This is a genomic window from Nocardioides pacificus, from assembly GCF_054775955.1.
The window spans coordinates 54,613-72,559 of record NZ_BAAHCI010000011.1 but is presented as its reverse complement, the minus strand read 5'-3'; the positions used below and the strand labels follow the sequence as shown (position 1 = coordinate 72,559).

General features: G+C 71.3%; 15 protein-coding genes. 8 read left to right on the top strand and 7 right to left on the bottom strand.

Annotation, left to right across the window (positions count from 1 at the left end; all coding sequences use genetic code 11):
• Positions 1–3 precede the first annotated feature (3 nt).
• Positions 4–429 carry an OsmC family peroxiredoxin gene (locus ACYU7L_RS13965; protein ID WP_460797650.1) on the bottom strand — a complete coding sequence of 142 codons (426 nt, stop codon included), beginning with the start codon at positions 427–429 and terminating at the stop codon, positions 4–6.
• A gap of 167 nt (positions 430–596) precedes the next feature.
• Between ACYU7L_RS13965 and ACYU7L_RS13960 the strand changes: the two genes are divergently transcribed.
• Positions 597–980 carry a globin gene (locus ACYU7L_RS13960; protein ID WP_460797647.1) on the top strand — a complete coding sequence of 128 codons (384 nt, stop codon included), beginning with the start codon at positions 597–599 and terminating at the stop codon, positions 978–980.
• Positions 981–1,000: 20 nt separating this feature from the next.
• On the opposite strand, the gene ACYU7L_RS13955 is transcribed toward ACYU7L_RS13960, so the two are convergent.
• The gene (locus ACYU7L_RS13955; RefSeq protein ID WP_460797645.1) at positions 1,001–1,864 is read right to left on the bottom strand and encodes an acyl-CoA thioesterase; all 864 of its coding nucleotides are present in this window, start codon (positions 1,862–1,864) and stop codon (positions 1,001–1,003) included.
• 101 nt (positions 1,865–1,965) lie between these two features.
• On the opposite strand from ACYU7L_RS13955, the gene ACYU7L_RS13950 reads away from it, so the two are divergent.
• Both ACYU7L_RS13950 and ACYU7L_RS13945 read left to right on the top strand, forming a co-directional pair.
• The gene (locus ACYU7L_RS13950; protein ID WP_460797643.1) at positions 1,966–3,183 is read left to right on the top strand and encodes an acetyl-CoA C-acetyltransferase; all 1,218 of its coding nucleotides are present in this window, start codon (positions 1,966–1,968) and stop codon (positions 3,181–3,183) included.
• 153 nt (positions 3,184–3,336) lie between these two features.
• Complete coding sequence (locus tag ACYU7L_RS13945; RefSeq protein ID WP_460797641.1) at positions 3,337–3,822, top strand: MarR family winged helix-turn-helix transcriptional regulator; 486 nt, start codon at positions 3,337–3,339, stop codon at positions 3,820–3,822.
• A 39-nt stretch (positions 3,823–3,861) separates the two neighbouring features.
• Here ACYU7L_RS13945 and ettA read toward each other — a convergent pair whose 3' ends face one another.
• The 5 genes from ettA to ACYU7L_RS13920 form a co-directional block, all read right to left on the bottom strand.
• Positions 3,862–5,544 (bottom strand): energy-dependent translational throttle protein EttA, encoded by a 1,683-nt coding sequence (ettA, locus tag ACYU7L_RS13940; RefSeq protein ID WP_460797639.1) that lies wholly within the window; start codon positions 5,542–5,544, stop codon positions 3,862–3,864.
• A gap of 93 nt (positions 5,545–5,637) precedes the next feature.
• Positions 5,638–6,123 (bottom strand): single-stranded DNA-binding protein, encoded by a 486-nt coding sequence (locus ACYU7L_RS13935; RefSeq protein ID WP_460797636.1) that lies wholly within the window; start codon positions 6,121–6,123, stop codon positions 5,638–5,640.
• 147 nt (positions 6,124–6,270) lie between these two features.
• Positions 6,271–7,923 (bottom strand): GTPase, encoded by a 1,653-nt coding sequence (locus ACYU7L_RS13930; RefSeq protein ID WP_460797633.1) that lies wholly within the window; start codon positions 7,921–7,923, stop codon positions 6,271–6,273.
• 47 nt (positions 7,924–7,970) lie between these two features.
• Positions 7,971–9,806, bottom strand: coding sequence for a dynamin family protein (locus ACYU7L_RS13925; RefSeq protein WP_460797630.1), 1,836 nt, complete (start codon positions 9,804–9,806; stop codon positions 7,971–7,973).
• A complete protein-coding gene (locus tag ACYU7L_RS13920) occupies positions 9,803–10,924 on the bottom strand; it encodes a PrsW family intramembrane metalloprotease (RefSeq protein WP_460797628.1) in 1,122 nt (373 codons plus the stop codon). The genes ACYU7L_RS13925 and ACYU7L_RS13920 overlap by 4 nt, the downstream gene beginning before the upstream one ends.
• A 58-nt stretch (positions 10,925–10,982) precedes the next feature.
• On the opposite strand from ACYU7L_RS13920, the gene ACYU7L_RS13915 reads away from it, so the two are divergent.
• The 5 genes from ACYU7L_RS13915 to ACYU7L_RS13895 form a co-directional block, all read left to right on the top strand.
• Complete coding sequence (locus ACYU7L_RS13915) at positions 10,983–12,410, top strand: aminopeptidase P family protein (RefSeq protein ID WP_460798799.1); 1,428 nt, start codon at positions 10,983–10,985, stop codon at positions 12,408–12,410.
• 122 nt (positions 12,411–12,532) lie between these two features.
• Positions 12,533–14,695, top strand: coding sequence for a SpoIIE family protein phosphatase (locus tag ACYU7L_RS13910; protein ID WP_460797626.1), 2,163 nt, complete (start codon positions 12,533–12,535; stop codon positions 14,693–14,695).
• Positions 14,696–14,815: 120 nt separating this feature from the next.
• Complete coding sequence (locus tag ACYU7L_RS13905) at positions 14,816–15,523, top strand: sensor histidine kinase (protein ID WP_460797624.1); 708 nt, start codon at positions 14,816–14,818, stop codon at positions 15,521–15,523.
• A gap of 119 nt (positions 15,524–15,642) precedes the next feature.
• Positions 15,643–16,959, top strand: coding sequence for a hemolysin family protein (locus ACYU7L_RS13900; protein WP_460797622.1), 1,317 nt, complete (start codon positions 15,643–15,645; stop codon positions 16,957–16,959).
• Positions 16,952–17,947: hemolysin family protein (locus tag ACYU7L_RS13895; protein WP_460797620.1), on the top strand; the 996-nt coding region annotated here is incomplete at its 3' end. The genes ACYU7L_RS13900 and ACYU7L_RS13895, both read left to right, overlap by 8 nt.

Here is a 17,947-nt window from a genome sequence, read left to right as displayed (position 1 = left end):
GCCTCAGGAGAGCGAGGCGTCCAGCGTGATCGTCGTACCGGCGAGTGCCTGGCTGACGGGGCAGCCGGTCTTGGCGCCCTCGGCGGCCGCCGCGAAGTCCTCCGCGGAGATCCCCTCGACGGTGCCGACCACGGTCAGCTTGATGCCGGTGATGCCGGTGCCGGGCGTGAGCTCCACGTCGGCGGTGGTCTGCAGCGAGGTCGGCGGCGTGCCGGCCTTGGTCAGCGCGGACGAGAGCGCCATCGAGAAGCAGGACGAGTGGGCCGCCGCGATGAGCTCCTCGGGGCTGGTCTTGCCGTTGGCCTCCTCGGCGCGCGAGGGCCACGACACGTCGAACGTGCCGACGCCCGAGGACTGCAGCGTCACCTTGCCGGCGCCCTCGAGGAGGGTGCCCTCCCAGTTGGTCTGCGCGGTGCGGGTGGTTGCCATGGATCTGACTCCTTGCGTCGTGGACGGGTTGCGCGTCGAGTCTTCCACGCCGCCCCCACTCCCCCGCCAGGGTCTCGTCAGGCTCCCCCCGCCGGGGGCCCTTCGGGCTCCCCCGCCAGGGCCCTTCGGGCTCCCCCGCCAGGGCCCTTCGGGCTGGGGTCGGCACAATGGGACCCGTGAGCACGTTCTATGACGAGGTCGGCGGTTACGAGACGTTCAAGCGGATCGTCGACAAGTTCTACGAGGGCGTCGCGACCGACGAGATCCTGCGCCCGATGTATCCCGAGGAGGATCTCGGCCCGGCGGCCGAGCGCTTCACCCATTTCCTGGTGCAGTACTGGGGCGGCCCCTCGACCTATTCCGAGCAGCGCGGGCACCCCCGCCTGCGGATGCGCCATGCGCCGTACGCCGTGAACCCGGCCTCCAAGGAGCGCTGGCTGGTGCACTTCCGCGAGGGGCTCGACGAGGTCGCCCTGCCGCCGGAGCAGGACGCGCAGCTGTGGGACTACGTGACCCACGCGGCGCAGTTCATGATCAACACCCCCGAGTAGGCGCGCCCGGACGGACCTGCTCAGCCGTCGATCAGGGCGGTGACCACGTCGCGCACGGACTCCGGCGGCATGGTGGGTCGCTCGGTGGCGGGGTCGAAGAAGACCACGACCACCCGAGCGCGAGCCGCGACGGTCTCCCCGTCGAGGATCTCGGACTCGATGACCATCGACGTTCGTCCCAGGTGGGTGATCGCGCTCCACACGTCGTAGGGCCTGGGTCGGAAGAGGATCGGCACGCGGTACTCGACATCGGTCTGGGCGACCACCATCCGCATGTGCGCGATCTCGGTGCCGAGCCCGGAGGCGAGGCGGTCCATCAGCACGATCCGCGCCTCCTGGAAGTACTCGAAGTACTTCACGTTGTTCACGTGGCCGTAGACGTCGACATCCGAGAACCGCACGTGCAGCGGGTAGTGCCCTATGTCGCTGCGCGGCACCGCGCCGAAGCCGGCCGCCTCACCCACCGGCGGGTCCTCGAGGAAGCCGGTCAGCACCTCCTTCTCTTCGGCGAGCAGCCGCCGCGGCCGCTCCTCCTCGAAGAGGTACGGCGTGAGCACCGTGCTGGCGCGCAGGTAGACCCGGCGTCCCTCGGCCGTCTCGTCGAAGACCTCGTAGGCCATCGTGAAGGTGGCCGCGCGGATCTCGGTCACCCAGCACTCGATGCTCACCGGCGCGAACCGGAACTTCAGGGGCGCTCGGTAGTGGACCTCGTGCCGCACCACCACGAGCGCCTCGGCGAGCTCCTCGGCCGGCCGCTGCGGGGCGTGCGTGAGCAGCATGTCGACGCGAGCCTCCTGCAGATAGTCGACGTAGGTCACGTTGTTGACGTGGTTGAGCATGTCCAGGTCGGCCCACCGCAGCGGGCACTCATAAAGGTGGCGCACGACACAAAGGATCGCAGTCCTCTGGCACTAGGCTGTGCCCCGGGTCCCGGTCTGGAACAGGTTTCACCGGCACCACCCCCCACTTGAACGGAGAATTCGCAATGCCTGAGGCAGTGATCGTTTCCGCCGCTCGTTCACCGATCGGCCGAGCGAACAAGGGCTCGCTCAAGGACTTCCGCCCCGACGACCTCGCGGCCCTCATCGTGAAGGCCGCGTTGGACAAGGTGCCCGAGCTCGACCGCAAGACGGTCGACGACCTCTACCTCGGGTGTGGTCTCCCCGGCGGGGAGATGGGCAACAACATGGGCCGCATCGTCAACGTCCTCAACGACATGGACGAGGTGCCGGGCGCGACCATCACCCGCTACTGCGCCTCCTCGGTGCAGACCACGCGGATGGCCTTCCACGCGATCAAGGCCGGCGAGGGCGACGTGTTCATCTCCGCCGGAGTCGAGACCGTGTCGCGCTTCCGCAACGGCACCTCGGACCACATCCCCAACACTCGCAACCCGCTCTTCGACGACGCCGTCGCGAAGACCGAGGAGTACGCCCAGGGTGGGCAGGACTGGCGCGACCCCCGCGAGGACGGCCTGCTCCCCGACGCCTACATCGCGATGGGCCAGACGGCCGAGAACGTCGCCCGGATGCGCGGCCTGAGCCGCAAGGAGCTCGACGAGTTCGGCGTCCGCAGCCAGAACCTCGCCGAGAAGGCGATCGCCGACGGCTTCTGGGCCCGCGAGATCACCCCGATCACGCTGGCCGACGGCACGGTGGTCTCCGCGGACGACGGCCCGCGCGCCGGCGTCACCTACGAGGCCGCGTCGCAGCTGCAGCCGGTCTTCCGGCCCGACGGCGTCGTCACGGCCGCCAACTGCTGCCCGCTGAACGACGGCGCCGCCGCCGTCGTGATGATGTCGGACACCAAGGCCAAGGAGCTCGGCCTGACGCCGCTGGCGCGCATCATCTCCACCGGCGTCAGCGGGCTGTCCCCCGAGATCATGGGCCTCGGCCCGGTCGAGGCCACGAAGCGCGCCCTCAAGCACGCGAACATGAGCATCGGCGACATCGACCTGGTCGAGATCAACGAGGCGTTCGCCGCGCAGGTCGTGCCGTCCTACCAGGAGCTCGGCATCGACCTGGACCGGCTCAACATCAACGGCGGCGCGATCGCCGTGGGCCACCCCTTCGGGATGACCGGTGCCCGCCTGCAGAACACGATGATCAACTCGCTGGACTGGCACGACAAGTCCACCGGCCTGATCACGATGTGCGTGGGCGGTGGCCAGGGCATGGCGCTCATCCTGGAGCGGATGAGCTGACCCACGCCCCTCGCACCATCCAGCAGCACCCGGACGCCCGGCCGCGACAGCGGCCGGGCGTCCGCCGTTGCGGGGTTGGCGTTCCGAGACCCGGCGACGCCGCGATGCGCAAGTTCACCAGCGCGCGGGCGCCGGAGAAGTAAACTCCCCGCCATGGCAGACACACAGGTCCGATGGCTCACCGCGGACCAGCAGCGCTCCTGGCGTGCCCTGATCATCGGCAACACCCTGCTGATGGACCGGCTCGACGAGGACCTGCGCAGGACCTTCAACCTCTCGCTCACCGAGTACGAGATCCTCGTGCGGCTCTCGGAGCGCCCGGGCCGGCAGTTGCGGATGGCCCAGCTCGCCGACGCGCTGCGGCACAGCCGCAGCCGGGTCACCCACACGGTGGCGCGGATGGAGGACGCAGGCTTGGTCAAGCGCAGCCAGAGCGCGGACGACGGGCGTGGCATCGTGGCCACGATGACCGACAAGGGCTACGCGCTGCTCACCGAGGCTGCCCCGGTGCACGTGCGCGGCGTGCGCGAGAACCTCGTCGACCTGGCCGACGAGCAGGACTTCGCGGCGCTGGGCCGCGTCATGGACGCGGTCGCCGACCGCCTCATCGGCGGCCACCCCGAGGTCGAGATCCGCTGACCCCGGGGTGACGCCGAGAGGCGTCCGGTCGTGTGGTCGTCAGTCGCGGGTGAGGCGGCGGTGCGTCACCCGGTGCGGGCGAGCCGCCTCGACGCCGAGCCGCTCGACCTTGTTCTCCTCGTAGGCCGCGAAGTTGCCCTCGAACCAGAACCACTTGGCGGAGTCCTCGTCGTCGCCCTCCCACGCGAGGATGTGGGTCGCGACGCGGTCGAGGAACCACCGGTCGTGCGAGGTGACCACGGCACAGCCGGGGAAGTCGAGCAGCGCGTCCTCGAGCGAGGAGAGGGTCTCCACATCGAGGTCGTTGGTCGGCTCGTCGAGCAGCAGCATGTTGCCGCCCATCTTCAGCGTCAGCGCGAGGTTGAGCCGGTTGCGCTCTCCACCGGAGAGCACGCCGGCCTTCTTCTGCTGGTCGGGCCCCTTGAAGCCGAACGACGCGACGTAGGCGCGCGAGTTCATCTCGAAGTTGGCGACCTTGATGAAGTCGAGCCCGTCGGAGACGACCTCCCAGACGTTCTTCTCCCCGTCGAGCCCGCCGCGGCTCTGGTCGACGTAGGAGATCTTGACGGTCTGCCCGACCGTGAGCGAGCCAGCGTCGGGCTCCTCCTGGCCGGTGATCATCCGGAAGAGCGTGGTCTTGCCGACGCCGTTGGGGCCGATGACCCCGACGATGCCGGCGCGCGGCAGGCTGAAGGACAGGTCGTGGATCAGCGTGCGGCCCTCGAAGCCCTTGGCCAGGCCGTCGGCCTCGAGCACCACGTCGCCGAGGCGGGGACCGGCGGGGATGTTGATCTCGGAGGTGTCGATCTTGCGCATCCGGTCGGCCTCGGCCGCCATCTCCTCGTAGCGCGCCAGACGGGACTTGCTCTTGGTCTGGCGGGCCTTGGCGTTGGAGCGCACCCAGGCGAGCTCACGCTCGAGCATCTTGGCCCGCTTGGCGTCCTTCTGCCCCTCGATCTTGAGGCGGTCCTTCTTGGTCTCGAGGTAGGTGGAGTAGTTGCCCTCGTAGCCGTGGATCTGACCACGGTCGACCTCGGCGATCCACTCCGCGACGTTGTCGAGGAAGTAGCGGTCGTGGGTGACGGCGAGGACTGCGCCCGGGTAGTTCTTGAGGTGGCCCTCGAGCCACTGCACGGACTCCGCGTCCAGGTGGTTGGTGGGCTCGTCGAGCAGCAGCAGGTCGGGCTGCTGGAGGAGCAGCTTGCACAGCGCCACGCGGCGTCGCTCACCACCGGAGAGGTTGTCGACGAGCACCTCAGGCGGCGGGCAGCGCAGGGCGTCCATCGCCTGGTCCAGGCGGCTGTCGAGGTCCCAGGCGTTCGCGTGGTCGAGGTCGGTCTGGAGGTCGCCCATCTCCGCCAGCAGCGTGTCGTAGTCGGCGTCCGGGGAGGCGAGCTCCTCGGAGATCGCGTTGTAGCGGTCGAGCTTGCCCTTGATCTCGCCGACCGCCTCCTCGACGTTCTCGAGAACGGTCTTGCCCTCGCTGAGAGGAGGCTCCTGCTGGAGCATCCCCACGGTCGCCTCAGGGTCGAGGATCGCGTCGCCGTTGTTGGCGTGGTCGAGCCCCGCCATGATCTTGAGCAGCGACGACTTGCCGGCGCCGTTGGGACCGACGACGCCGATCTTGGCGCCGTGCAGGAACGACATGGTCACGTTGTCGAGGACGACCTTGTCGCCATGGGCCTTGCGCACATTGCGCAGAGTGAACACATATTCCGCCATGACAGGCGAGCCTACGGTCCCCGCACCCCTCGACTCCAACCGGGCGTCCCTGCACGGCGCCCCACACGGGCGCCCCGCAGTCGATCCCCCGACTCAGGCGGCGGGCCTGGCCGCGGGCGGAGTCACCACCTCCCCGTGGGCGTCGAGGTTGGGTCCCCCCTCGTCGTAGGAGTGGATCACCTCGCGGACCGGGCTCTGGTCCACGGCCGGGGTCAGCTCCTGGCGCGACGCCTTGGCGAACGTCGACGTGCCCTTGGCCAGGTCGTGGCCGACCGAGGTGGCCACCACCACGTAGCGCGTCGAGGTCTGCCCGTCCTCGCGCTGCCACACGTCGGCCTCGAGCCGACCGTGCACGATGACCGGGTCGCCGTTGCGCACCGATCCCTCGACGTGGCTGGCCAGGGAGCGCCAGGCCTTGACGGTGTGCCAGGCGGTCTCGCCGTTCTCCCACTGCCCGCCGCGGAAGCGTCGTGGGGTGTTCCCGACCCGGAAGGAGGCGACCTGCACTCCCCCGCCGATCTCGGTGAGCGTGACGTCGCTGCCGACCCAGCCCTGGAACGTGATGTAGGTGTCGTTCATCCTCGTGTCTCCTTCGCATCTCGATGACGGATGCGGACCAGACTCGGCGATGGCACGACGCGGCAGGAGACGCCGGCGCACTCCTGTGGAGAACGCCCGGCGCCGGTGCGGCTGTGGACGCTTCGTGGGCTGCTTCGGGGCTGCCTGCTACTTCAGCGCGCGGGCGAGGTGCGCACGCAGCTGGCTGTAGACCTCGAGCTCGCGCTCGACCGGCGCCACCACCAGCTCCTCGGCGACCTCGTGGATCCCCTCGCGCAGCCGTCTGTCGGCGGACTTCGCCCGTCGCCGCGCGGTCACCTCGACCAGCACCCGGCAGACCAGGGCCAGCACGATCCCCAGCGCCACACCGCCCAGCAGCAGCAGCGTCGGGAGCGCGAGTCCGGAGACCTCTGGTGCGGAGGCGTCGATCTGCAGGTAGCCCATCACCGCGAGCGCCAGCAGCCACACGCCGCCGATCAGCGCCGCCAGCATCAGCAGCCATTGCAGCACCCGGACCAGGTTGGCCCAGATCGGGGTCTTGGCGACCCCGAGGTCGGTGGAGGCCAGCGTGGCGTCGAGCCGGTCGCCGAGCTCGGGCAGGTGGGAGACCGAGGCCTCGCGGATCGACGCCGTCCACGGCTGCGACAGTCCGACCGAGACCTCGTCGGCCACGCGGCGTACGGCGGCGTCCACCCGGGCGCGCTGGACCCTGGTCGCCTCCGGCACGGAGGTCCGTCCGCGGCCCGTCAGCTCCTTGCCGGCGGCGCCGAGGTCGAGGTGGAGGCGCTTGAGCGGGTCCGGGCGCAACCGGGAGAACCACGCCACCAGCGGCCAGCCGGTGGCCCGGGCCGCGCGCTGCCGCGTGGACGCCTCCACGGCGTCGACGACGATCGGCACTCCGGCCGCATCGGCGAGCGCGTCGTCCAGCTCGGCGATGCGCTGCTTGGGCAGCTGGCGGGGACGGGCGGAGCCGGAGGCGTCGCTGAGGCGCTCGGCGGCGGTCCGCAGGTCCGCGGCCAGCCGGGTCTTGGTCGCCTTCTTGGCCTTCACCCGGCCGGCGATCTCGCTCTTCAGCTCCTCCACGCCCCAGCCCTCACGGGCGCTGAAGCCGATCACCGGAACGTCGTGGAGTCCGTCGGCCTCCAGCAGGCGGCGCACGTCGTCCAGCATCCCGGCCCGACGCGGCTCGGGGACGACGTCGAGGTGGTTGAGGACCACGACCATCACCTCGCTGTGCTCGCTGTGCGGCGCGAGGTAGCGCTCGTGGACCGCGGCGTCGGCGTACTTCTGCGGGTCGAGCACCCACACCAGCATGTCGGCGAGCTCGACGAGCCGGTCCACCTCGAGGTGGTGGGAGACCTCGGTCGAGTCGTGGTCGGGCAGGTCGAGCAGCACGACGCCGTCGAGGGCGTTGCCCTCCCGCTTGGTGTCGAGCATCGAGTCGCGGGTGGTCTGGTGGCGCTCAGGGATGCCGAGCCACTCCAGCAGCTCACTGGCCCCCTCGCGACCCCAGATGCACGCGGTCGCCCAGGAGGTGGTCGGTCGACGCACGCCGGTGGCCGAGAGCTCGAGGCCGGTGAGCGCGTTGAACGTCGAGGACTTGCCCGACCCCGTGGCTCCGGCGATGGCGACGACGGTGTGGTCGGCGGAGAGGCGAAGACGCCCGGCGGCCTTCTCGACCGTCGCAGCGGTCTCGTCGACGAGCTGGTCGTCGAGCCGACCGCGGGCCAGCGCGACGGCGGACTCGAGCCCATCGACGCGGGCGCCGATGTCGGTACTCCGGGTGACCAGGTTCTTGGCCCCCTCGAGCAAGGACGTCATCTTCTCCCTCGAAGCCTCGGATGTGCGTGTCGTGCCACCCTATGCGCTCAGCTGTGCTCACCCGAACGCTGGACGGCAGCGAAGCGCAGGTCGTCGACGGCGCGGGCCGCCGAGCGCACCTTCTCGGCCGACTTGGCCTCGATGCCGAGCGAGTCGAGCAGGTCGGTGTAGCGGGAGCGCTCCTTGGTCAGCAGCTCCGCGACCCGACGCTCGAGATCAGTGCGGGCCCGGTCGGCGAGGGCGCGCACCGTCTGGTCGCCGAAGACCGCCTCGAGCAGCTTCTGCCCGAGGATCGCCGAGCCGCCGGCGATGCCGACCTCGGCACCGACCAGGGCGCCCCCGGTGCTCGCGAAGACCACCACCATCAGCGCCACGGACAGCCCGTTGACGCCGTACGCCAGGAACCGCGCGGTGGAGCGCTTGTCGGCGCCCTCGGTGCGGACCATCTCCAGCACCCCCTGCTGCCAGTCGCGTACGGCGCGCTCGGCGAGGCGGCGGAAGTCGCGCGAGGCCCGGCCCAGGTCCTCGCCCGCGTCGGAGAGCAGGGCCTCTCCGGAGGCCAGCGAGCGCCAGGACCCGGCGGCCCGCTCGGCGGCGGCCTCGGCGTGCTCGAGCAGCAGCGTCTCCAGTCCGGACTCGACGGCGACGGTCACCCGCTCGGCCTGCTGGGGCTTGCCCTTCACCGCGTTGACGATGCGGTCGCGCAGCCAGCCCACCTTGTTCTCCAGCGACTTGAGCAGCTCGCCGGTGCCGACGAACTCCTGCCACCGGACGAGCACCTCGCCACGGAGCAGCGTCCCGTCGATGGTGGCCCGTGAGATGTCGTCGATCGCGGCGTCGTAGGCCTCGTCGACGTCCCCGCGTAGCCGCTGTATCGCGGTGATCTGCTCGGCCGCGCCGTCGGCGATGCTGTGGCTGCGCCGCGCCAGGGTGCGGATCGCGCCCTGCAGCGTCTGCTTGACGACGTCCGCCCGGGCGTCGGCGTCGGCGGCGAGCGAGTCGAGCCAGCCCCGGATGTCGGCGACCTCGTCAGGGGCCAGGAGACCGTGCTCGTCGAGGGCGCCCTCGTGCACGGTGAAGAGCGGGGAGTCCTTCAGCCCGCGGCTCGCGAGCATCCGGGCGAGGTGCGTCGCGACGGTCTCGACCGCGTCGGGAGCGGTCCGGTCGAGGACGATCGCCACGGCGGTCGAGCGCTCGGCGGCCTGACGCAGGAAGCCCCACGGGACCTGGTCGGCATAGCGCGCGGCACTGGTCACGAAGAGCCACAGGTCGCCGGCCGCGAGCAGCTGGGAGGCGAGCGTCCGGTTGCGCTCCTCCACCGAGTCGATGTCGGGGGCGTCCAGGATCGCGAGGCCGGCCGGGATCGTGTCGGAGGGGACCAGCTGCAGGGCGGCCGGGTCGTTGGTCGAGCGCTCGACGCGCTCGAGGTCGGGCAGCAGGCGGTCCTGCCCGAACCAGTGGCCGTCCGCGGGGTTGTGCACCAGCACCGGCGACCTCGTCGTCGGGCGCAGCAGGCCCGGCTCGGTGACCCGCCGCCCCACCAGCGAGTTGACCAGCGTCGACTTGCCCGCCCCGGTCGAGCCGCCCACGACCGCCAGCAGCGGCGCGTCGATCGTCATCAGCCGCGGGATCACGTAGTCCTCGAGCTGGGAGACCATCTCGGCCCGCGCCACGCGCAGCTCCTCCACGCGCGGGATCTCCAGCGGCAGCTGGGCGCCCTGCAGCGTGCTGCGCAGGCGCACCAGCGCGGTGAGCATCCGGGTGGCGTCGCGCGAGCTCGTCGCCGCGCCGGTCGTCCCACCGGTCGTCGCCCCGGTCGTGGCCCCGGTCGTGACTGGGGGGGACCCCTGCGGCTTGGTCGACGGGTCGGGCTGATCGGTCATCGGGTGGGTACCACCTGTCCGGGGAAGGAGATGAAGGGTCGCACAGCGGAGAGCTGCGCGGCGTAGTCGGCCCCGCGGGCGGCGAAGTCGGGTGGCGGCGTGCCCCGCAGGTAGCGGTGATGGAGGAAGCCGAGCTCGATCGCCGCCTGCTGATAGTCGCGCATGGCCCGCTCGGCGTCGGGACCGCCTGCCGCACGGGCGAAGCTGCGGGCGCTGCGCCGGGCTCCGAGGTGGACCAGCCATGCGATGTCGGTGCTGGGGAGCAGCCCGCGTGCGCTGGCATCGGAGAGCGCTGCCGCCAGCAGGCGCGCCTCCGACATCCGCGCCCAGATCGCGAGGCAGATGAGTCCGAGGAACGCCGGAACCATCACCACCACGTAGGTGGTGATGAAGCTGCCGAACCCACCCAGGGTCGACGAGTTCCACAGTGCGTGCGAGGCCACAGCCAGCAGGTACCCCGTCACCGGGGCCGTCAGACGGATCACGCCCGATCGGGCGTTGACCGCGATCCCCACGCCGATACCGGTGAACGCAGTGAAGAGCGGGTGGGCGAAGGGGCTGACCAGGCAGCGGACCACGAAGGTCCCGGTGACCGCCTCGGTGCCGCCCGGCCCGAGGCCGTCGGTCCCGTCGTACGCCGCGGCGAGGTAGAGGATGTTCTCGACGAACGCGAAGCCGATGCCGACCATCCCCGCATAGACGATCCCGTCGAGGACGCCGTCGAGCTCGTATCGACGCCACCACAGCAGCAGGAGCAGGAACGCGCCCTTGGTGGCCTCCTCCGTCACGGGCGCGACGACCGCGAGGCTCTGTGCCTCCGAGAAGCCGCCGACCAGACCCCCGACGCCGCCGAGGAGCAGCGCCGCAGCCGTCGCTACGAACGCACCCCAGGCGAGCCCGAGCGCGAGCAGGGACCGGGGCTCCGGCTCATAGCGATCGAGCCAGAGGAAGCACGCCACCAGGGGTACGACGGGGAGCGCGGCGAGCAGGGTGGCGAGCAGCAGGGTGGAGGTCGCACCGGAGAGCAGGATGACCACGGCCATCGGCACGGCACACAGGGCCACGAGAACTGCCACGACGGCCGTGAAGACGACGTTGTCGCGGCTACGCACGGGCATGGGGCGAAGCCTAACGGAGCCCTGAGCTCGGCGGCGTAGAGTGACGCGGGTGAGCGACATGACCCCCAGTGAGCCCACCGATCCCCCGGCGACCCCGGCGGCGACGGAGTCCCACGACCCGGCCGTCCCGGAGGCCTACGCCGCCTTCATGCGCACCGGCTGGGGTGAGCGCGAGCTCGACCTGCCGCCCCACCCGGTCACGCCCTGGGCGGCGGCCCGTCGGGCCCGGCTGGCCGACGCCTTCCCCGGGGAGCGCCTGGTGCTTCCAGCCGGGACGTTCAAGGTGCGCGCCAACGACACCGACTACCGCTTCCGCACGGACACGGCGCACGCCTACTTCTGCGGCAACCAGACCACCGACGCCGTGCTCGTCCTCGACGACGGGGAGGCGGTGCTCTACGCCCGGCCGCGCTCGGGCCGCGACAGCGACGAGTTCTTCCGCGACCGTCAGTACGGCGCGCTGTGGGCGGGTCGACGCCCGTCGCTGCACGAGATGTCGATGTCCCTGGGGCTCCCCGTGCGTCACATCGACGAGCTCCCCCGGGTCCTGGAGGCGACCGGCAAGACCCGCGTCCACCGGGGCATCGACCAGCGCGTCGACTCCCTCGTCGCCCCCGACGACAGCCGCGACGGCGAGCTCGCCCGAGTGCTCTCCGAGATGCGCCTGGTCAAGGACGAGTGGGAGGTCGCCCAGCTCCAGGAGGCGTGCGACATCACCGCCCTCGGCTTCGAGGACTCGCTGCGCGACTGGGACAACGTCTTGAAGTACGGCGAGCGCTGGGTGGAAGGGACGTTCTTCCGCCGGGCGCGCGCGATGGGCAACGACATCGGCTACGACTCGATCGTGGGCGGCGGACGACACGCCACGACCCTGCACTGGATCGACAACACCGGCCCGATGGTCCCCGGCGAGCTGGCCCTGCTCGACATGGGTGTGGAGGGGACCAACCTCTACACCGCGGACGTGACCCGCACCCTGCCGATCTCCGGGACGTTCACCTCCCTGCAGCGCGACCTCTACACGCTGGTCCACACCGCCCAGCAGGCCGGGATCGACGCCGTACGACCGGGCACGCCGTTCCTGGGCGCGCACCAGGCGGCGATGCACGTGCTCGCTCACGGCCTCGAGGACCTGGGGCTGCTCCCCGTGTCGGCCGAGGAGGCGCTCTCCCCCGACAGCCGGGTCTACGCGCGCTGGACGCTCCACGGCACCAGCCACATGCTCGGCCTGGACGTCCACGACTGCGGGCAGGCCTCCGCCGACGTCTACCCCAAGGGCGACCTGGCGGCCGGGATGGTGCTGACGGTGGAGCCCGGCCTCTACTTCCAGGAGGACGACCTGCTGGTGCCGGAGGAGCTGCGCGGCATCGGCATCCGGATCGAGGACGACATCCTCGTCACCGACGACGGCTCGCGGAACCTCTCGGCGTCCCTTCCCCGAGAGGCGGGCGAGGTCGAGGAGTGGATGGCTCGCCTGCGCCGCTGATGGGTCGCTGATGCGTCAGGTGAGGGCGTCGGAAACGGTGCGTCCGCCGACGCCCCTCGGGTAGCGTCAGCCGCGTCGGCGGGCCCCCGCCGTCGCCCGGGCGACGAAGGACGACAGGACACATGGTGGAGGAGCCGCTGCCGTCATCGCGCGGCGACGCCACGGAGCTCATCGTCCACCTGACGGAGACGATCAACTCCAACCTCGACCTGCGACTGGTGCTGCAGGCGGTCACCGACACCGGCACCCGGCTGTCGGGGGCGTCGTTCGGCGCCTTCTTCTACAACGCCACCGACGACCGCGGCAACGCCTACCGTCTCCACGTGCTCTCGGGGGCGGACGCCGCCCAGTTCGAGCAGATGCCGTCGCCGCGGATCACCGCGCTGTTCGAGCCCACCTTCTCGGGCCGCGGCCTGACCCGCGTCGACGACCTCTCGCTCGACCCGCGGGTGACCGGCCTGCCCCGCGGCCACCTCCCCCTGCGCAGCTACCTCGGCGTCCCCGTCGTGTCCGGGCACGGGGCCGTGATCGGCGCTCTCCTCTTCGGCCATCCCGAGCCCCACCGCTTCGACGGCACCACGGAGCGCCTGGTGCAGGCCGTCGCCGCCCACGCGGCGGTGGCCGTCGAGAACGCTCGCCTCTACGCGCGGGAGAAGAGCGCCCGGATGGAGGCGGAGCGCACCGCCCAGGAGCTCACCATGCTGCAGGGCGCCACGGCTCGGTTGGCCAGCGCGCTCACCGCCGAGGACGCCCTGGACGCGATGGCCGAGACGCTGCTCACCCAGCTGGACGCGATGCGGATCGCGGTCTTCCTGCGCGAGGGCGACGAGTTCCGCTCGATGGGCACGCGGGCCACCCCCGAGCGCACCGGGCACTACTACCAGTCAGCCCCCACGACGTTCCCCTCGCTGGTTCGCGACGCCACGCTCACGCACGCACCCGTCTGGGTCACCTGTCGCCCCGAGTTCGAGGATCGCTATCCCGAGCTCGCGGAAGCCCTCCCCGACGTCGGCTCCGTCATCGCCCTGCCGCTGACGGTCACGGCGTCGACCCGCGGTGCGCTGGTGCTGCAGTGGTTCGATCCCCGTGGGTTCAGCGACTCGCACGTCCGCTTCTTCGAGGCTGTCGCCGGCCAGCTCGCCTCCACCCTGGAGCGGGTCCGGCTGCACGAGGCCGAGGCTGCGGCCCAGCGCCGGCTGCACCGCCACGTCGCCGAGCTCACCGAGTCGTCGACCACGCTGCAGCGCTCGCTGCTGCCCCAGCGGCTTCCCGACGTTCCCGGCATCGACGTGGCCGTGCGCTATCTCCCCGGCACCGCCGGGGCCGAGGTCGGCGGCGACTGGTACGACGTGGTGGTCGGCTCGGGCGGGCAGGTCACCCTCGTCGTCGGCGACGTCGAGGGGCACAGCTTCTCGGCGGCGGCGGTGATGGGCCGCGTCAGCACGGCTCTGCACGCCTACCTCGCCGAGGGCCACCCGCCGGACGTCGCCCTGGCCCGGGTGAACCCGCTGGTCGAGGAGGCCGGGGTCATCGTGACGTGCTGCCTGGCCACGCTCGACCCGGCCACGGGCCAGGTAGCGCTGGTGCGCGCCGGACACCCGCTGCCCGTCCTGCGCCGGGCCGACGGCACCGTCCTCGAGGTCGGACACCAGTCGGGACCGCCGCTGGGCGTGCCCGGCGCGAGCTGGCCGGTGACGCTGGGACAGGTCCAGGCCGGGGACCGCGCGGTCCTCTACACCGACGGACTCGTGGAGCACCGCACCGGTGACATGGACAGCGAGGTGAGCCGTCTCCTCGACGCCGTCCGCGACGGGCACGGCACTGTCGAGGAGGCCGCGGACCTCGTGCTCGACCGGGTGATGCTGAGCCCAGAGGACGACATCGCCCTCCTCATCGCCGACTTCGCTCACCTGCCCGGGCACGCAGCGGCCCGGCTCACCGTGCACAGCGAGGTCGAGGTCGCGGCGGCCCGTGCCTTCACCCGCGACACGGTGCGACAGTGGTGCGAGGAGGGGACCGAGGAGACCGCGACCCTGTTGGTCAGCGAGATGGTGACCAACGCGCTCATCCACGCGGTGGGCCCCGCAGTGCTGGAGCTGACCCCGGTCGACGGCGGGGTCCGCATCGCCGTCACCGACCGCGAACCGCAGCACCCGCAGCCGCGCAGCGCCAGCCCCGACGCGCTCGGCGGGCGCGGCCTGCTGCTCGTCGAGGCGCTCGCCGAGCAGTGGGGCATCGAGGGCGCCGGCGTCGGCAAGACCGTCTGGGCGACGCTCGCCCCATGACCGGGCGGGACTCGGGACTCCCGCCCAGGCCCCCCGGGGCCCTTCGCCTCGGGGAAACCACGCGCTCGCGTCCTAGGGTGGGAGGAGCTCGGGAGCCGCACGACCTGTTGGGAGAGTCCGATGTCCGTCACTGACCCCGCCCGTGAGCAGTCCCTCGACGAGGTGACCCGGATCGCCCAGGACCTGCGCGCTCCTCTGCAGGCCGTTGCCGACCTGGCCCAGCAGCTGACCGACGCCCCACGCCTCGATCTCCACCAGCGTGAGCTGACCCAGCGGATCATCCGGGCCGCCGCGATGATCGACGACCTCGCCGACGAGCTCGTCGACAGCGTGATGCTTGAGCGCCGCGCCGTCGTCACGGGGCCGGTCGACATCCAGGCGCTCGTGGACACGGTCGTGGGTCGGCACCGGATGCTCCCGTCGCCGCGTGGCGTCGTGGTCCGCACCGTCGGGATCCGCGCTCCCGCGGGAGCGGGTCCCATCGTCCTGGGCGACGCGCCCAAGCTCGAGCGTCTGCTCGACCTCCTCGTCTCCAACGCCGTGCGGTTCTCCCCTGACGGCGGCGACGTCGTCGTGGGTGTCAAGGAGGACGACGGCTCGGTCGAGCTCACGGTCGCCGACGAGGGGCCGGGCATCCAGCCCTCCCAGCAGGCGGCGGTGTTCGCGCCCTTCTATCGGACGCCCGACTCCGTGCGTGAGCCCGGCGTCGAGCTCGGCTTGGCCGTGGTGCGGCAGATCGCGGAGAAGCACGCGGGGAGCGTCCGCGTCGACTCCGCCCCCGGCCACGGCGCCACGTTCGTCGTACGGCTTCCGCTGCGACCGCGCTGAGCAGTCTCGCCTTGGCGCGAGTGGCTACCCTGAGCCCACGATGGACGATCACCCTCCCAGTCCCTGCCCCCTGACTTGCCGCCCCCACCGGGCGTCGTCCTCGTCAGGGGGTGCAGACCATGAATGAGTGGGCGATGCTGGGCATCGGCCTGCTCCTGACCGTGGGCACCGGTCTCTTCGTCGCCTCCGAGTTCGCGCTGGTGAACCTCGACCGGCACGACCTGGAGAAGCGCCGCGAGCGCGGCGAGAAGCGACTCGACCCGACGATCCGGGCGCTGCGGATCACCTCCACGCACCTGTCCAGCGCCCAGCTCGGGATCACGCTCACCACGCTGCTCACGGGCTACACCTTCGAGCCCGCCGTCAGCTCGCTCCTCGCGGACCCGCTGACCTCGTCGGGGCTTCCGGAGGCCGCGGTCGTCGCCGTCGGCACGATCATCGGCGTCCTCCTGGCGACGCTCTTCTCGATGGTGGTCGGCGAGCTCGTGCCGAAGAACTTCGCGCTGGCCGTGCCCCTGGCCACCGCCAAGGTCGTGATCCCCTTCCAGAGCGCGTTCACCGCGACGTTCCGCCCGGTGGTCTCGCTCCTCAACAACACCGCCAACGCCATCATCCGGTCGATGGGGATCGAGCCGAAGGAAGAGCTCAGTGGCGCCCGCAGCGCCGACGAGCTCACCTACCTGATCCGGCACTCGGCGACGGCCGGACTGCTCGAGAAGAGCGATGCCACGCTGCTCGACCGCACCTTGCGCTTCTCCTCCTACGACGCCTCGGACGTGATGACGCCGCGCGTGCGGATGACGTCGGTCGGCATCGAGGACAGCGCTGCCGAGATCATCGCGGTCTCGGCCCGGACCGGGCACTCACGGCTGGCCGTGCTCGACGACGGTCCCGACGACGTGGTCGGCTTCGTCCACGTCAAGCGCGCGTTCGCCGTACCCGTGACCGAGCGGGACGCCACGCTCTCGACCGACCTGATGTTCGAGCCCAGCCGGGTCCCCGAGACGATGGGCGCCGACGTGCTGCTGGCGCTGCTGCGCTCGGAGGGTTTGCAGATCGCGGTCGTCACCGACGAGCACGGCGGCACCGCGGGCATCGTGACGCTCGAGGACCTCGTCGAGGAGATCATCGGCGAGCTCGAGGACGAGCACGACCGGTCCCGCTCGGGACTGACCAGGCGCGGCCGCTCGGTGTCCTTCGACGCGTCGTGGCGCCCCGACGAGCTGCTCGAGCGCACCGGCGTGGTGGTCCCCGAGGACGACGACTGGGACACCGTGGCCGGCTTCGTGCTCGCCGAGCTCGAGCAGATGCCCGAGCTCGGCGACGAGGTCGATCTCCAGGCCGGCACGCTGCGCGTCGAGCGCCTGGACGGTCCCCGCATCGTCCGCCTGCAGTTCGTCCCGTCCGACGTCGAGGAGGAGGCCACCCATGAGTGAGTACCTGCCCGGAATCGCCTGGCTGGTCGTCCTGCTGGCCGGCAACGCCTTCTTCGTGGGCGCCGAGTTCGCCGTCATCTCCGCACGTCGCTCGCAGATCGAGCCGCGGGCGGCCCAGGGCAGCCGGGCCGCGAAGACCACGCTGTGGGCGATGGAGCACGCCACGCTGATGCTCGCGACCAGCCAGCTGGGCATCACCGTGTGCTCGCTGCTGATCCTCAACGTCTCCGAGCCCGCCATCCACCACCTGCTGGAGTATCCGCTCGGCCTCACCCCGCTGTCGGCGGACGTCATCAGCATCTCCGCGTTCGTCGTGGCCCTGGTCCTGGTGACCTACCTGCACGTGGTGTTCGGCGAGATGGTCCCCAAGAACCTGTCGTTCTCGGTGCCCGACCGCGCCGCGCTGATCCTGGCTCCCCCGCTGGTGCTGGTCTCGCGGATCTTCCGTCCGGTGATCGCCGCGCTGAACTGGATCGCCAACCTGGTCCTGCGAGCGTTCGGCGTGGAGCCGAAGGACGAGGCGACCAGCACGTTCACCCTCGAGGAGGTCGCCGGGATCGTGGAGCAGTCGCGGCGTGAGGGCACGCTCACCGACCACTCCGGGACCCTGGCCGGCGCGTTCGAGTTCACCGACAAGACCGTGGCCGACGTCGACGTGCCCCTCGACGCGATGGTGCTGCTGCCGGACGGCGCCTCGCCGGCCGACGTACAGCGGGCCGTGCTCGAGCACGGGCACTCGCGCTACGTCGTGACCGACGACGAGCATCGGCCCGTGGGCTACCTGCACATGAAGGACGTCATGGACATCGCCGGCGCCGCGTTCGACGCTCCCGTGCCGGCCAAGCGGATCCGGCGGCTGGTCGCGGTGCCTCGCGACGCGGAGATCGAGGACGCGCTGGCTCGGATGCGGCAGCACGGAGCCCACGTGGCCCGGAGCGTCGACCCGGACGGCTCGACGCTGGGCGTGCTGTTCCTCGAGGACGTGCTC

What these genes read in the sequence shown, in the direction of transcription:
- ACYU7L_RS13965 (WP_460797650.1), bottom strand. Translation starts at nt 429, where the DNA reads ATGGCAACCACCCGCACCGCGCAGACCAACTGGGAGGGCACCCTCCTC.
- ACYU7L_RS13960 (WP_460797647.1), top strand. Translation starts at nt 597, where the DNA reads ATGGGACCCGTGAGCACGTTCTATGACGAGGTCGGCGGTTACGAGACG.
- ACYU7L_RS13950 (WP_460797643.1), top strand. Translation starts at nt 1,966, where the DNA reads ATGCCTGAGGCAGTGATCGTTTCCGCCGCTCGTTCACCGATCGGCCGA.
- ACYU7L_RS13945 (WP_460797641.1), top strand. Translation starts at nt 3,337, where the DNA reads ATGGCAGACACACAGGTCCGATGGCTCACCGCGGACCAGCAGCGCTCC.
- ettA (WP_460797639.1), bottom strand. Translation starts at nt 5,544, where the DNA reads ATGGCGGAATATGTGTTCACTCTGCGCAATGTGCGCAAGGCCCATGGC.
- ACYU7L_RS13935 (WP_460797636.1), bottom strand. Translation starts at nt 6,123, where the DNA reads ATGAACGACACCTACATCACGTTCCAGGGCTGGGTCGGCAGCGACGTC.
- ACYU7L_RS13930 (WP_460797633.1), bottom strand. Translation starts at nt 7,923, where the DNA reads ATGACGTCCTTGCTCGAGGGGGCCAAGAACCTGGTCACCCGGAGTACC.
- ACYU7L_RS13925 (WP_460797630.1), bottom strand. Translation starts at nt 9,806, where the DNA reads ATGACCGATCAGCCCGACCCGTCGACCAAGCCGCAGGGGTCCCCCCCA.
- ACYU7L_RS13920 (WP_460797628.1), bottom strand. Translation starts at nt 10,924, where the DNA reads ATGCCCGTGCGTAGCCGCGACAACGTCGTCTTCACGGCCGTCGTGGCA.
- ACYU7L_RS13915 (WP_460798799.1), top strand. Translation starts at nt 10,983, where the DNA reads ATGACCCCCAGTGAGCCCACCGATCCCCCGGCGACCCCGGCGGCGACG.
- ACYU7L_RS13910 (WP_460797626.1), top strand. Translation starts at nt 12,533, where the DNA reads ATGGTGGAGGAGCCGCTGCCGTCATCGCGCGGCGACGCCACGGAGCTC.
- ACYU7L_RS13905 (WP_460797624.1), top strand. Translation starts at nt 14,816, where the DNA reads ATGTCCGTCACTGACCCCGCCCGTGAGCAGTCCCTCGACGAGGTGACC.
- ACYU7L_RS13900 (WP_460797622.1), top strand. Translation starts at nt 15,643, where the DNA reads ATGAATGAGTGGGCGATGCTGGGCATCGGCCTGCTCCTGACCGTGGGC.